Source organism: Micromonospora haikouensis (assembly GCF_900091595.1).
Classification (GTDB): domain Bacteria; phylum Actinomycetota; class Actinomycetes; order Mycobacteriales; family Micromonosporaceae; genus Micromonospora; species Micromonospora haikouensis.
This window is the reverse complement of the sequence record NZ_FMCW01000017.1, coordinates 1-14,932: the sequence shown is the minus strand read 5'-3', so window position 1 is coordinate 14,932 and position 14,932 is coordinate 1. Positions and strand designations below refer to the sequence as shown.

General features: G+C 77.7%; 8 protein-coding genes. 7 read left to right on the top strand and 1 reads right to left on the bottom strand.

Annotated elements, in window-relative coordinates; all coding sequences use genetic code 11:
• Positions 1-42: 42 nt before the first annotated feature.
• From GA0070558_RS18255 to GA0070558_RS18225, 7 genes are all read left to right on the top strand, one after another.
• Complete coding sequence (locus GA0070558_RS18255; protein ID WP_091281920.1) at positions 43-900, top strand: DUF4132 domain-containing protein; 858 nt, start codon at positions 43-45, stop codon at positions 898-900.
• Positions 897-5,867: a hypothetical protein gene (locus GA0070558_RS18250; protein WP_091281617.1), complete on the top strand. Its 4,971-nt coding sequence runs from the start codon at positions 897-899 to the stop codon at positions 5,865-5,867. Before GA0070558_RS18255 ends, GA0070558_RS18250 begins: the two co-directional genes overlap by 4 nt.
• A gap of 80 nt (positions 5,868-5,947) precedes the next feature.
• Positions 5,948-7,141 carry an ATP-binding protein gene (locus tag GA0070558_RS18245; protein WP_091281614.1) on the top strand — a complete coding sequence of 398 codons (1,194 nt, stop codon included), beginning with the start codon at positions 5,948-5,950 and terminating at the stop codon, positions 7,139-7,141.
• Positions 7,138-10,800, top strand: a complete 3,663-nt coding sequence (locus GA0070558_RS34470) for a DUF5682 family protein (protein WP_256092004.1) — start codon at positions 7,138-7,140, stop codon at positions 10,798-10,800. Before GA0070558_RS18245 ends, GA0070558_RS34470 begins: the two co-directional genes overlap by 4 nt.
• The gene (locus tag GA0070558_RS18235; RefSeq protein WP_218107019.1) at positions 10,797-12,689 is read left to right on the top strand and encodes an SWIM zinc finger family protein; all 1,893 of its coding nucleotides are present in this window, start codon (positions 10,797-10,799) and stop codon (positions 12,687-12,689) included. The genes GA0070558_RS34470 and GA0070558_RS18235 overlap by 4 nt, the downstream gene beginning before the upstream one ends.
• A 150-nt stretch (positions 12,690-12,839) precedes the next feature.
• Complete coding sequence (locus tag GA0070558_RS18230; RefSeq protein ID WP_091281610.1) at positions 12,840-13,574, top strand: SDR family oxidoreductase; 735 nt, start codon at positions 12,840-12,842, stop codon at positions 13,572-13,574.
• Between the two features lie 98 nt (positions 13,575-13,672).
• Positions 13,673-14,311 carry a TetR/AcrR family transcriptional regulator gene (locus GA0070558_RS18225; protein WP_091281606.1) on the top strand — a complete coding sequence of 213 codons (639 nt, stop codon included), beginning with the start codon at positions 13,673-13,675 and terminating at the stop codon, positions 14,309-14,311.
• A 66-nt stretch (positions 14,312-14,377) separates the two neighbouring features.
• On the opposite strand, the gene GA0070558_RS18220 is transcribed toward GA0070558_RS18225, so the two are convergent.
• Positions 14,378-14,932, bottom strand: a 555-nt coding sequence (locus tag GA0070558_RS18220; protein WP_256092003.1) for an acyl-CoA dehydrogenase family protein, incomplete at its 5' end; no start/stop codon positions are given.

Genomic DNA, 14,932 nt, shown 5'->3' with positions numbered 1-14,932 from the left:
TTGGGGAATCTGGTGATTTCGCCATTGCGGAGGGTGTTCCTGATGGGCTGGCTAGCGGTGGGAGACTCGTACGAGATCTCCCTCGTGGACGGAAAGGTGGCGGCCCGGTCGGCCGGCCCACGGGCCACCGGGCGTCCACTGAAGACCCTCCCCAAGGCGTTGCGGGACGACCCGGAGGTCGACCGGCTGCGGCAGCTCGCCCAGTGGCTGGACCGGCACGCCGCCGAGTGCCTGGCCCGGGTCGACGCCTGGGTGGTGTCCTCGCTGCCGGTGCCGACCGCGCTGCTGGCCCGGGTCTGGCCGGACCCGGCCTGGCGGGACGCGCTGCGCGACCTCGTGGTGCTCGGCGACGACCCGGCCGCGCCGGGCTTCCTGCGTGACGTCACCGACGGCGGCGACCTGCGGATGGTCGACCTCGACGGGGAGACCGTCCGGCTGTCGCCGACCACTGCCCGGCTGCCCCACCCGGCGCACCTGCCCGCCCTGGCCGACCTGCGCGAGTTCGCCGACGAACTCGACATCACCCAGCGCGTCGAGCAACTGCACCGGGGCACCTGGTCCCGGCCCGCGACCCAGACCGACCGGGACACCACCGTCATCGACTTCCGGGGCACGAAGGTGCCCAACCGGTTGGCCGTCCGGGCCGCCACGTTCGGCTTCCGGGTCTCCGGCTCGCAGGTCAGGTGCCGCGTCTGGGAGGGCGGCCACACGGTCGAGGCCGCCCTGGGCTTCGACGAGGACTACTGGGACTCCGAGGCGACGCTGGGCGGCCTGTCCTGGACGGTCGTGGACGGGCCGACCCTGCGGCTGGCCGAGGTCGGGCCGGTCGCCTGGTCGGAGGGGATGCGCATGGCCACGGCCCTGTCCGGCGCCGCGACCACCACGGGGAGGACGGCATGACCGCGACCACCACCGCGACCACCACCACCGCGGCCCCGCCGTCGGCGGAGAGCCTGCTGGCCGCCGGGGCGGTGCTGCCGACCGGCGCCGCCGGGGCCGGCGACGTCGCGGTGCCGCTGACCGCCCGCAGCTACGGGCACCCGGTCCTCGGTGACCGGCCGGTCGTACGGCTGGTCGACGCCGCCCTCGGCGAGGGCGAGGACGCCGCCGTGGGCTTCCTCGGCCTCGCCCCGGCCGCCGAGCCGGCCGTCGTCGGGCTCGGCCCCCGCCGTCCGTTGGCGTTCCCCGAGTGGGTGCTGGTCCACCACCCGGCCGACGGCCGGCACGTCCTGGCGGTGGTGCCCGAGCTGCGCAAGCTCGCCCGGCAGGCCCGGTCCCGGCCCAAGGTCGCCCTGGACGGGCACCTGGCCGTCGCCGAGCGGTTCGCCCGCACGCTGCCGCACGTGCTGCCGACGTTCTTCGAGCAGGCGGCGCGGGTGTTCCTGGCCGTCGGGCAGGACACCTACGCGACGCAGCTGTTCAACAAGGCGCGCCGGGCGGAGGCGCAGCACGGCCTGCCCATCGACCTGAACCGGCTCGACGAGGTCTACCTGGAGTTCGCGTCCGCCAAGGTGGTGTCCGGCGCCGCGCTGGCCGGCTACGCGCGGGAGCTGTCCGCCCAGTTGCCGCCCGGCGAGGCCCTGGACCGGTTCTGCCGGCTGGCGCTGCGGGCCGCCACCACCGGCGTGGTGCCGTCCACCCAGTCGGCCACCGCGGTCAACCGGCTGGCCCGAGCCGCCGGCAAGGCCGACGCCGGCGCCGCCGACCGGGTGGCCGCCTACCTGACCGAGCTGCTCCGGCTGCCCGCCGTCGCCGGGGCGCCGGCCGGCTGGTGGCGGGCGCACCTGCCCGCGGTGGCGGCGCTGGCCGGCCGGGAGCCGGCGGTGCGCGGCAACCTGCTCGACCTGATGCCCACCGACCGGGACGACCTGGTCTCCTGGCTGGCCCTGCTGACCGAGACCGGCGCCCTCACCGGGCTGTGGAACCCCGACGTGCCGGACGCGGCCCGCCCCCGCGACGGTGCCGCCGGGTGGCTGCGCCGCTTCCTCGACCGGGCCACCTCCGGCTACCGTCCCCCTCGGCTTGCGGCGCTGTATCCGCTGGTCGAACGGATGGCCGACCGGTTGCGCGCCGAGCTGGCCGACAGCGGCGAGACCCTCGCCATCGGCGAGGACCTGGACCTGCTCGACCTGCTGCTCGCCCTCGACCTGCCGGTTGCCGCGCCGCGGCAGCGCGAGACCCTGGACCTGGCGCAGTGGGCCAGGACCGGGGGAGAACGGGACCTGCGCGCGCTGGCCGGCGACGACCGGTTCACCGAGCCCTTGCGCCGGGGGCTGGCCCGGCTCGACAACGAGTCGGAGACGCTGCGCCGGCTGGCCGACACGCCGGGCCTGCGGCCCCTGCTGGCCGACTGGCTGCGGGGCCGCGTCCGCGACCGGTTCACCGCCGGGCTGCCGTACCTGCGGGAGTCGGTGGGCTGGCTGGGCGGGCTCCCGGCCGAGGCGCTGCGACTGGTCACCGACGACGCCGACGGGCCCGACGCCGGCCCTGGTGGCGACCTCGGGTGGGCCCTCGGCGTCGACCTCGCCGAGCAGGTCGCCGCCAGCCTGCGCGGCGGCATCTTCGACGAGCTGGGCTGGCCGGAGTGGGAGACGGCCTGGCAGGAGGTGACCGGCGGCGACCACCGAATCGAGACGACCCGGCAGGAAGCCTGGCCCTACGTGATCCTCGGCGGCCCCACCACCGTCCGCGTCATCGGCGCCGAGGGCATCGTGCTCCGCCACGACCTGCGCATCCCCGCCGGCGACCGGTGGGGTGAGCCCGGCTACCACTACGTCGACGGCCGCCTGCTGGTCTTCTGGCGCTCCCAGGAGCTCGACTACAACCTGCGCGGCTACTGGCACACGGCCCCCGACGAGCCGCAGCCTCTCCAGGGCCGCACCCGCGGCAGCCAGCCGCGACGCAACACGATCACCCTGCCCCTGGCCGGCGGCGGGCGGACCACCGGCGGCGGCGTGCTGCACGCCGGGGACACCGCCGTCCCCGACGAGCTGCCGGTCATCACCGACGGCGTCACCTGCTGGGTCTACCGCAGGGACGACGACGGCGACCACGGCTGGCGCGAGCACGACCCGGCCAGCGGCGCCCACGGCCGGCGCAGCCTGCCCCGGTTCCTGGCCGACCTGCCCGCCGGGGAGCGCCTCACGGAGCGGACGAGCTGGCTGCGGCCCGCCCTGTCGCCGCAGGCGACCCCGGCCGCCGCGCCGGTGGACGGCCTGCTCGGCTGGCGGGTCGTCACCCGGCCCGACGGCTCCGTGCGCGGCGAGGACCTGGCCGGCCGCGCCGCCACCGTGCCGGCGGGACAGGAGCCGGTCGCCGCGCTGGTGCTGCCCGGCGACGAGCGGCCCCGCGCTGTGCTCGGCAACCTCGCCCTGCTCGGCCCGGACGGCGTCGCGTCGGCCGTGGCCGGGGAGTCCGGCCGGGACTACACCCCCGGCGCGGTGCCGCTGCCCGGCGTGGACTTCCTCGGCAACCTGCTGCCCCGGGACCAGGCCGGCTCCGCCGCCCTGCGCCGGATCGACCGGGACGCCGTCGCCGGTCTGCTCGCCGCCGCCGTCGACGAACGACGCGCCCAGCTGGCCGACGCGGCGGCGACGCAGGCGGCGGCCAGCCGCCCCGGCGCGACCGCCCCGGCACGGGCCGGCGGGCCGGCCACCACCGCCCCTGACCCGCTGGTCGCGCTGATCCGGTCGGCGGTGCCGGCGATCAGCCACGAGGCCCTGCTCGCCGGGGTCGCCGGGGTGCTGCGGATGGCCGCCCGCGTCCGCACCGACCTGGACGCGGCGACCGGGCGGCTCACCCGGGCGCTCTCCGCGCCGGCGCAGGCCCCGGTGGCCACCGCCGCCGGCCCCACCGACCGGCGGCTCAGCGCGGCGCTCGACGGGCTGCGCGGCACGGCCTACGGGGAGGCCGACCTGGCCCACGCCTTCACCCAGTTCCAGGCGCTGGACGCCCAGCGCTCCGCCACCGGCGGCGTCGACCCCGGGGTGCGCCTGCACATCGACGGGCCGGTGCTGCCCGGCGCCCTGCACTGGTGGCCGGTGCTCGACGGCGTCGCGGCCGTCGCCTACCGGGCCGTCGCGGCGGTCACCCCCGACGAGCAGCGGGAGGACCTGGCCGCCCTGCTCACCGAACTCGACCGGCTCGACCTGACCACCGCCACCGAACCCGTCCGGTGGCGTCGGCTGCGGCTGCACCTGCTCGACGACGACCTGAACGACGCGCAGGGCAAGCGCCGGCATCCCCGGCCGGGCATCCTGCCGCTGCCCGACGGGGCGTTCCTCGCCGTCCTCGCCGCCAGCGGCACCCGCACCGGCTACCACCTCGACGCGCTGTACCACGACCCGGCCGGCGTGTTCGCCGTGCCCGAGCCGTACACGGTGGACGCCTCGACCCCGGTCGGCGACGCCCGGCCGGCCGGCTGGCTGGCCCGCTTCCGCACCGAGTGGGCCGCGCGCGGCCCACTGCCGTGGCGGCCGGAGGCAGCCGAACGGTTCGCCGAGCTGACCGGCGTCACCCCCACCGCCGCGAAGCTGGTGCTGGCCGGCCTGCCGCACGCGGACTCGGCGACCCCCGTGCCGGTCGAGGCACGCCGGGCGCTCGGCATCCGGCAGGTCGCCGAGGTCAAGCTGGCCTTCGGCGTGCTCAACGAGGCCGCCGCGCCGCTGCGCCGGGCCGTGGTCGCGGCCCTGCTGCCCGCCGACCCGGCCCGGCTGTGGACCGACGGGCCGGACGTCGACGCGGCGGCGGCGGTCTGGAACGCCGCCCTCGGCCGCCGGGTCGTGGTGCCCGAGCACCTGCTCGCCGCGGCGGTGCGCGCGGTCCGTGCGGCCTGGAGCCCCGCCCAGGCGTTGCCGGCGCTGCTCGACCCGGCCCGGTCGGTCGCGCTGAGCACCGACCTGGCCTTCCGGATCAGCGGCGACCGGGCCCGGCCGGTCGACGAGCGGGCCACCGGCTTCACCGGCGCGGTGCTGACCTCGACGGTCGCCCTGACCGCCTGGGTCGCCCACCACACGCCGGCCGGCGACGCGTGCCGGGCCGCGCTGCCGGCCGCCCTGGCCGCGATCCGGGACCGGCTGGCCAACCCGGAGCTGCTGCTCGACCTCGACCGGTACGTCTCCCTGCCCAACTTCCGCCAGGTGGCGGGCACCCCGTCGGAGACCGGGAAGGGCTGGGAACGCTACGGCGCGATCGTGCTGGCCACCCACGACGACCAGCCCTCGCCCGCGCTGCGACCGGACCTGCTCGACGCCGACGGGACGGACCCGTACCTGCCGACGCTGCGCTACGACGCGGCCCGGCCGTACCCGATGGAGGTGGCCCTGCGGCTGGTCCGCGACCCGCGGTTCGCGGCGCTGCTCGCCGACCCCGGCGACCCGGCCGGCGGCGAGCGGGCCGCCGACGGGACGTGGTGGCCGCAGGACCCGACCCGGTCCGTGCCCGACCTCGTCGCCGAGGTGGCCACGGCGCACGGCCTGGGCGCCGACGCGGCGGCGGTGTACCTGATGCTGCTGGCCATGCCGGACCCGACCGACCGCAACACGGCGACGTGGACCGGCTGGAAGCCGGCCCGGCTCAAGGCCGCCCGCGCCGAGCTGGCCGGCACCGGCCTGGTCGTCGCGGCCAGCCGGCCCCGGGCCGGTCGGTCGCTGTTCCTGCCCGGCCCGTGGCTGGCCCGCGGTGGCGGGCAGGCCCCCATCGAGGGCTGGAAGGCCACCCTGTTCGACCTGGCCCCCGACGGCACGGCCGCGCTCGGCGTCACCGTGCCCGGCGAGCCGGTCGCCGACCTGTACCGGCGGGCCTGGCGGCGGTCGTGCGACGGCGACCCGCCCCGCCTCGACGCCCCGGCCACCCGCGCCCCGCGCTGATCCCCGCGTCGGTGGTGGGGCCGCCGGCCCCACCACCGACCTCCCGCACGTCCGACACCAGTGAGAGATCGAGGAACCCCGTGACCGTGACGGAACACGTCCGCCCCACCGCGGCGCCGGACAACGCCGCCGCCCAGGTGCTCTCCGCCGAGCAGCGGTACGCCGCCGAGCTGGCCTTCCTGGCCGCGTACGACGACGGGGCCCGGCCGCCGGGCTGGGCGCTGACCCCGCGCGCGGTGGTCACCTTCATCCGGGGCAGCGACGGCGAGGCGCTGTCGCTGCCGGCCGACCGGCGTAGCCGCCCCGGCGGCGTGGAGCTGCCGGCGAGCATGACCATCGCGCCGAAGTTCGTCGGCGAGCGCAGCCTGGTCGAGCGGTGCGTGGTCACCCTGGCCGGCGAGCGGGGCCTGCTGCTCGTCGGCGAGCCCGGCACCGCCAAGTCGATGCTCTCGGAGCTGCTGGCCGCCGCCATCTGCGGCACCAGCGCCCTGACCGTGCAGGGCACCGCCGGCACCACCGAGGACGCCTTCCGGTACGGCTGGAACTACGCGCTGCTGCTCGCCCAGGGCCCCACCCCGCAGGCCCTGGTCGACTCGCCGGTGCTGACCGCGATGCGCACCGGCCGGGTGGCCCGGATCGAGGAGGTCACCCGCTGCCTGCCCGAGGTGCAGGACGCCCTGGTGTCCATCCTGTCCGACCGGCGGATGAACGTGCCGGAGCTGTCCGGCACCGGGGACGGCCTGATCCGTGCGACGCCCGGGTTCACCGTGATCGCCACCGCCAACCTGCGCGACCGGGGCGTGTCGGAGATGTCCTCGGCCCTCAAGCGCCGGTTCAACTTCGAGACGGTCCACCCGATCGCCGACGCGGGCACCGAGACCGACCTGGTCCGCCGGCAGGCCACCGCCGCCGTCGAGCGCGCCGGAGCACCGTACACGGTGGACGACGCGGTGCTCGACGCCCTGATCACGGTGTTCCGTGACCTGCGCACCGGCCGGTCGGGCGAGGGCTGGGACGTGGAGCGGCCCGGCACCGTGATGTCCACCGCCGAGGCGGTGCAGGTGGCGGCGTCGCTCGGGCTGGCCGCCGCGTACCTGCCCGGCGGTGACCCGCTCGACCTGGTCCCCGGGCACCTGCTGGGGGTGGTCCGCAAGGACGACGAGAACGACCACGCCCGGCTGCTCGGCTACTGGGACGGCCCGGTCCGCCGCCGCGCCGAGGACGGCTCGGCGATGTGGCGTCGGCTCTGGGACCTGCGGGCGAGCCTGCGGTGACGCCACCGTCCCGCGAACCCGCCGGCCCGGCCGGCGCACCGGCCGTGCTCGACCCGCCGGCAGGCGGCCCGGCCGCGACCGACCTGTCGGCCGCCGACCCGCGCGCCGTGGTCGACGCCCTCGCCGCCTCGGCGCGGCCCTACCTGATCGGGGTGCGGCACCACAGCCCCGCCCTGGCGTCGGTGGTCCCCGCCCTGCTGGACGCCGCCGGGGCCGAGGTGGTCGCCGTCGAGCTGCCGGCGGACTTCCAGCACTGGCTGCCGTACCTGTCCGACCCGGCCGCCCGGGCGCCGCTGGCCGTGGTCGGCAGCCACGGCGCGGACGGGCCGATGGGCTTCTACCCGTTCGCCGACTTCTCGCCGGAGCTGGCGGCGATCCGCTGGGCCCGGCAGCGCGGCGTCGAGGTGATCTGCTGCGACCTGCCGTTGGCCGATCCCGGCTGGACGGCCACCGGCGCGGCTCCGACGACCGTCGGCGGTGCCGACGCGGACCAGGGCGTGCCCGGCCCCCGCCCGGCGCGCTACGCCGCCGGGCTCGGCGCCAGCGGCACCGGCCGCGACGGCGACGACATGTGGGACCGGGTGGTCGAGGTACGCGCCCCGGGCTGCCCGCCGGAGGCCGTGCGCCGGGCCGCCCTCGGGGTGGGCTGGGCGATGCGCGCCGACAGCGCCGGCGACGAGGGCGTACCGGCGCGGGACCTGGCCCGCGAGGAGCACATGCGCCGGGTGCTGGCCGACGCGGGCGCGGACGGCCGGCGGGTCGCCGCCGTCGTCGGCGCCTTCCACGCCCCGGCCCTGCTCGCGCCCGACGCCGCCGGTCACGCCGGCCCCGCCACCGGCGGCCCGGCCCGGTCGACCGACGGCCCGCTGGGCGGGGCGGCCGACCGGTCGAGCGCCCCACCCGGCGACGCCGTCGCCACCTCGCTGGTGCCCTACGCGTTCGACCTGCTCGACTCCCGGTCCGGCTACCCGGCCGGGATCCGCGACCCGCGCTGGCAGCAGGCCGTCCTCGCCGCCGCCGGTGACCCGGACCGGATCCGGGCCGCCGCCGCCCGCGCCGTCACCGACGTGTGCCGGGAGCTGCGCGCGGCCGGGCACACCGCCGGCACCGGCGAGGCCGCCGAGGCGGTGCGGCTCGCCGACGACCTGGCCCGGCTGCGCGGCCTGCCCGCCCCCGGCCGGGGCGAGGTGCTGGAGGCGGTCACCACCGTGCTCGGCCAGGGCGAGCTGCTCGGCCGGGGCCGCGCCCTGGCCCGTGCGCTGGAGACCGTGCTGGTCGGCGCCGACCGGGGCCGGACGGCCCCCGGCACGCCCCGCTCCGGGCTCGGCCCGGCGGTCGAGGCGGCGCTGGCCGCGCTGCGCCTGCCCCACCCCGACAGCCCGAAGGCCCGCGAGGTCCGCCTGGACCCGCTGCGCACCGACCTGGACCGGCGGCGGGAGGTCCTGCTGCACCGCCTGCACGTCTGCGGTGTCGGCTACGGCGAACCCGTCGCGGTGACCGGCACCGGCGACGGGGCCGCCCTGACCACCCGCTGGCAGCTGGCCTGGACCCCGTCCGTGGCGGCCCGCCTGGACCTGGTCGGCGTGCGCGGGGTCACCGCGGCGCTGGCCGCGACCGGCACGCTGCGGGAGCGGTTCCGCCGCGAGGTCGCCGACGGCGGGCCCACCGCCGCGCAGCTGCTCGCCGGGCTCCGCGACGCCGCCCGGTGCGACCTGCCCGAGCTGGTCGCCGACCGGCTCGACCTGGCCGCCGCCGTGCTGCCCGCCACCGGCACGCTGCCGGAGCTGCTGGCCGCACTGGACCTGCTGGAGGCGCTGCGCCGGCAGCACCTGCCCGGCACCACCGCCGAGAGCCGGGACCGGGCGGCCGAGCTGGCCGTCGTGCTGCTGGACGCGGCGGTGCGCGGGCTGCCCGGCCTGGCCGGCAGCGACGCCGCGGACGACGCGGCCGCCCTGGTCGACCTCGCCGTGCGGGCCGGGCAGAACCGGATCGGCCTGCGCCTGGACGCCGCCCTCGACGACCTGACCCGGTCGGGCTCGGCGCTGATGCAGGGCGCCGCCCTGGCCGCCCGGGTGCTGCTCGACCTGACCGACCTGGCGACCCTGGGCACCCGCGTGGCCGGCTGGGTCGACGCGGCCACCGGGCCGGACACGCGACGGCACCTGCACCGGCTGCTCGGCGGCCTGCTCACCGCAGCGCACCCCCTGCTGCAGTCCGCGCCCGCCGCGCTGGACCCGCTGCTGGACCGGGTCGAACGACTCACCGACCCCGAGTTCCTGGACCGGCTGCCCGCGCTGCGGGGCGGGTTCGACGCGCTCACCCCGGCGGCCCGGGAGCGGCTGCTGGACACCGTCGCCGAACGGCTGGGCGACCGGCTCGACCTGTCCCTGTCCGCCCCGCCCGAGCTGCTGGCCCGGTGGGCCACCGCCGACGCGGCCGGCCGGGCCGTGCTACTCGCCCGCGCCCTGCCGCTCCCGGGCCCGGACGCCGGTGCCGTCGACGCCCCCGTCGGCGGCGGGGACCGGGCGGCGGCTGCGCCGGGCGGCGGGCTGACCCCGGCCGACCGGTGGCGGCTGCTGCTCGGCCGGCAACCCGACCGGCTGCCGGCCGACGCCCGCCGTTACGCCCGCGCCCTCGACGAGTTGTACGGGGCGGGGCGCGGCGAGGGTGGCATCGACCTCGGCCCCTCGGCAGGCGGTGGGCAGGAGCCCGCCTTCCCGACGGCCCGCGAGTGGGCCGACGAACTGGAGGCGCTGTTCGGCACGACGGTGCGCGAGGAGGTCATCGCCCGGGCCGCCGAGAACGGCCGCACCGACGTGCTCAGCGAACTCGACCCGGCCTCGGTGCGCCCCTCGGTGGAGCTGCTGGCGTCGGTGCTGTCGCTGGCGGGCGGCCTGCCCGAGGCGAAGCTGGCCGCGTTGCGGCCCCTGGTGCGGCGACTGGTCGAGGAGCTGACCGCGCGGTTGGCCAACCAGGCGCGGCCGGCGTTGACCGGGCTGACCAGCCCGCGCCCGACCCGCCGCCCCGGTGGGCGGATCAACCTCGCCCGTACGCTGCGGGCGAACCTGGCACACACCCGGCGGCTCGGCGACGGCCGGACGGTGGTCGTGCCGCAGCGCCCGGTGTTCCACACCCGCACCCGCCGGGAGGCCGACTGGCGGCTGGTGCTGGTGGTCGACGTGTCCGGCTCGATGGAGGCGTCGGTGGTGTGGTCGGCGCTGACCGCCGCCGTGCTGGCCGGGGTGCCCACCCTGTCGACCCACTTCCTCGCCTTCTCCACCGAGGTGGTCGACCTGACCGACCGGGTCGACGACCCGCTGTCGCTGCTGCTGGAGGTGCGCGTCGGCGGCGGCACGCACATCGCCGCCGGGCTGGCCCACGCCCGCTCGCTGGTGACCGTGCCGAGCCGCACCATCGTCGCCGTGGTCAGCGACTTCGAGGAGGGCTACCCGCTGGCCGGGCTGCTCGGCGAGGTCCGCACCCTGGCGTCGGCCGGCGTGCACCTGCTGGGCTGCGCCGCGCTCAACGACCGGGGGTTGCCCTGCTACTCGGTGCCGGTCGCCGAGCAGCTCGTCGCGGCCGGGATGCCGGTCGCCGCGCTCAGCCCGCTCGAACTCGCCCGCTGGGTGGGCGACCGTGTCCGGGGAGGATCACGTTGACGAACCGTACCCCCACCGCCGTGGCCGCGGACCGGTTGCCGCCGGTGTCGCCGGCGGTCGCCGCCGCGGCGGTGGCGGCCCTGCCGTCGCGGCTGCGCCGGCGGCTGGACGCCACCGTCGAGCGGCTGGCCGCGCTGCCGGTCGGCCAGGTCGACGGCGGCGTGTCGGTCGACTGTGGGCCGGAGGCCCTGGTCGTGCTGCGGCCCGGCCCGACCGGCGCGGTCACCGGCCCGGAGCAGGCCCGGTGCGACTGCCTGCTGGCACCCCGCTGCCTGCACCTCGCGGCGGTCCTGGCCGCCTGCCCGGTCGCCGACCCGGCCAGCCACCCCGATCCGGCACCCGCCGCGCCGTCCACCCCGGACGGCACCGGGCGGGCCAGAAGGGCCGGGCGGGCGGGCGCGGCCGGCCCGGCCGTCGCCGGTGGCGCGCCGACGAAGGCGCAGCGGGCCGCCGCCAGCGCCCTGTGGCGGGCCGCCGCCGCGGTGCTCGCCTCCGGTGTCCCGGCCGCCGGCGCGGTCGGTCAGGCCGATCTGCTGCGCGCCGCGCACGGCGCCCGCCTGGCCGGCCTGCCGCGCGCCGAGGCCGCCGCGCTGCGCCTGGTGCGCGGCCTGCGCGCGCACCGGTCCCGGCAGACCGGCCACCGGCTCGCCGACCTGGTCGAGGTGCTGCACGACCTGCTGTACGCGGCGGGTCGGCTCGCCGCCGGCGATCCCGATCCGGCGCTGGTCGGCGTGCTGCGGCGGGCCTACGAGCCGGACGGCACGCTGGAGGTGTACGGCGTCTGCCGGGAACCGGTGATCAGCGCGACCGGGTACGCCGGCGTGGTCACCCACCTGGTCGCCGCCGACGGCCGTCGGCTCTCGTTCGCCGACGTGAAGCCGGGCGGCCCGAACCGCGCCAGGGACTGCGCCCACGCGGTCACGGAGATGGGCGCGGCCTCGGTCGACCACGCGGCGCTGGCCCGGGGCGGCCTGCGGATCACCGGCAGCACGGTCTCTTCGGACGGCCGGCTCGGTGCCGGCGCGGGGGTGCGGGCCACCCCCCTCACCGGGGCCGACTGGTCCACCGGCGCGCTGGCGGAGCTGTTCGCCCGGCCGCTGGCGGAGGTGGTGACCGGGCAGCTCGCCGTCGACGACCCGGCCGATGCGGGGCGGGCCGGCACGGCGCTGCTCGGCGCCGACCTGGTGGTGGTCGGCGCGGTCGGCGACCAGGTGCTGGCCCGCGAGCTGGCCCCCGGCGCGGGGGCGGACCGGGCGCCGGTGCCGGACGGGCCGGTGATCCGGTTGGCGCCGGCCAACCCGCACCCGGTGCTGGCGCACGTGGCCAACCTGCGGCGGCTGGCGTCCTGGCCGGGCCTGCGGATCCGGGCGGTCGGCCGGCTGGACCCCGACCGGGCCGGCACGCTGCGCCCGCTCGCGGTCGGCGCGGTGCCGGGTGCCACCGAGACCCTGCGGCTGCCGCCCGAGTGGCACGGGCGGGCGGACCTGGGCTACGACCAGATCCAGGGCTCGCACCTGCCGCCCCGTGCGCAGGCCGGTGCGGCGCAGTCGGCGCCGGCCGTCGACGCGGTCGCGGAGTCCCCGCTGTGGCGGGTGCGTCGGCTGGTGGAGCTGGCTGTCTCGGGTGGCCGCCGGGCGGTGGCCGAGGCGGCCCGCGACGAGGCCGCCTCGCTGGCGGCGCCGTTGCGCCGGGCCGGCTTCGCCACCGCCGCCGCGGTGGCGTCGGCGCTGGTGGCGGAGTCGGACCGGCGCGGCCGGGACGCGTTCGGGCGACTCACCGACCCCGACCCGGACCGGTACGCCTGGGCCTGGCTCGCCGCGACCGCCCACCTCGCCGCCACCGAGCGGGAACTGATCAGGTCCTCCTGGGTGGCGCCGGCGACCGGCTGATCCGTGGGCGGCCCCGGCGTGGACCGCTGCCCCCACGGCGCCTGGTGCGGGGCGACCGTGGGGGCAGCGTTTGACGTACGCCGTCTGATCTAATTCGATCTCCGGGGCGGCCGTCGCCGTCCCGGCCCCGTGAGGACCAGGAGAACCGTCATGACCGTCCCGCAGCGTGTCGCCATCGTGACCGGTGGTTCCCAGGGCATCGGCCGGCGCATCGCGCAGCGGCTGGCGGCGGACGGCTTCGCGGTGGTGGTCAACTTCGTCACCGGCAAGTCCGTGGCGGAGCAGGTCGTGGCGGGGATCGTCGCCGCCGGTGGGGACGCCGTAGCGGTGCGGGCCGACGTCGCCGACGAGGTGGCGGTGGCGGAGCTGTTCGACGTCGCCGAGCGGACGTACGGGGGGATCGACGTCGTCGTGCACTCGGCCGGGGTGGCGTCGTACGCCTCGGTGGCCGAGCTGGATCTGGCGGAGCTGGACCGCGTGCACCGCGTCAACGTGCGTGGCACCTTCGTGGTCGACCAGCAGGCGGCCCGCCGGATCCGGCCCGGCGGCGCGCTGGTCAACATCTCCAGCACGACGCCCCGGCTGTCCATGCCCGGCTACGCCGCGTACGCCTCCAGCAAGGCGGCGGTGGACGCGATCACGTTGATCCTGGCCCGGGAGCTTCGCGGGCGTGACGTCACGGTGAACGCGGTCGCGCCGGGCGCCACCGGCACGGCCCTGTTCCTGGCGGGCAAGGACGAGCAGAAGATCGCCGCGATGGCGGCGATGTCGCCGATGGGGCGGCTCGGCGACCCGGCCGACACCGCCGAGGTGGTGGCGTTCCTGGCCGGCCCGGCCCGCTGGATCAATGGCCAGGTGGTGTACGTCAACGGGGGCGCGGCCTGACCGACGGGGCGCGGCGCGAACCGCCCTGGGCCGCGTACCCCATTCCTTCCGACCGGACGGTAGCATTGTGGGGCTGCGCAGGCTATAGGAGGCCATCAATGGTGCGTGCCACGTCCAACCGGCCGGAGTCGACCCGTCGCCGGCAGCGGTGGCCCGACGGCTACGACCCGGAGAACACCCGCAAGTCGTTGATCGCCAGCGCGCTGGAGCTGTTCGAGAGGCGCGGCTTCGACCGCACGTCGGTGCAGGAGATCGCCGACCGGGCCAAGCTCACCAAGGGTGCCTTCTACCACCACTTCGAGAGCAAGGACGACCTGCTGCGCCACATCCAGGAGGAGTACCTGGAGGCGCAGCTCGCCGCGATCGCGAAGATCGAGGCCGGCAGCGACGACCCGAAGGTGCGGGTGGCCGAGCTGATCCGGTTCAGCCTGACCAGCGTCGCCGAATACCGGGCGCACGTGACGATCTTCTACCAGGAGCGGCGCAACCTCACCGCCGACCTGTTCGCCGAGGTGACCCGCAAGCGGGGCCTGGTGGAGTCGGCCTTCGCCGGGATGATCGCCGACGGCGTCGCCCGGGGGGCGTTCCGCTCCGACGTCGACCCGCGCATCGCCACGTTCGGGCTGGTCGGCATGTGCGCCTGGGCGTACCAGTGGCTCAACGTCGGCGGCCCGCTCAGCGTCGACGAGGTGGCGCGCCAGTTCAGCGCGATGGTGCTGGAGGGCCTCTACGCCTGACCGCCGGCCGGGCCGGCCGCCGGTCAGGCGTCGGCAGGGCCGCCGGCCGGGGAGTCGCCGGCCGGGTCAGCCGCCGAGGAGCTGGCGGGCCATCACGATGCGCTGGACCTGGTTGGTGCCCTCGTAGATCTGGGTGATCTTGGCGTCGCGCATCATCCGCTCGACCGGGTAGTCGCGGGTGTAGCCGTACCCACCGAGCAGTTGCACGGCGTCGGTGGTGATCTCCATGGCGGCGTCGGAGGCGAAGCACTTGGCCGCCGCGCCGAAGTAGGTCAGGTCGGCGTCGCCCCGCTCGGACCTGCCGGCGGCGGCGTACGTCAACTGGCGGGCCGCCTCCAGCTTCATGCCCATGTCGGCGAGCATGAACTGGACGCCCTGGAACTCGGCGACCGCCTTGCCGAACTGCTTGCGCTCCTGCACGTACCCCTTGGCGTAGTCGAGCGCGCCCTGCGCGATGCCGACGGCCTGCGCGGCGATGGTGACCCGGGTGTGGTCCAGGGTCTTCATGGCGGTGGCGAAGCCGGTGCCCTCCGCGCCGATCATGCGGTCGGCGGGGATGCGGACGTTGTCGAGGTAGACCTCGCGGGTCGGCGAGCCCTTGATGCCGAGCTTCTTCTCGGG

Excerpts from the sequence above, each read along its gene's own strand:
- GA0070558_RS18255 (WP_091281920.1), top strand. The coding sequence starts at position 43 with ATGGGCTGGCTAGCGGTGGGAGACTCGTACGAGATCTCCCTCGTGGAC.
- GA0070558_RS18250 (WP_091281617.1), top strand. The coding sequence starts at position 897 with ATGACCGCGACCACCACCGCGACCACCACCACCGCGGCCCCGCCGTCG.
- GA0070558_RS18230 (WP_091281610.1), top strand. The coding sequence starts at position 12,840 with ATGACCGTCCCGCAGCGTGTCGCCATCGTGACCGGTGGTTCCCAGGGC.
- GA0070558_RS18225 (WP_091281606.1), top strand. The coding sequence starts at position 13,673 with ATGGTGCGTGCCACGTCCAACCGGCCGGAGTCGACCCGTCGCCGGCAG.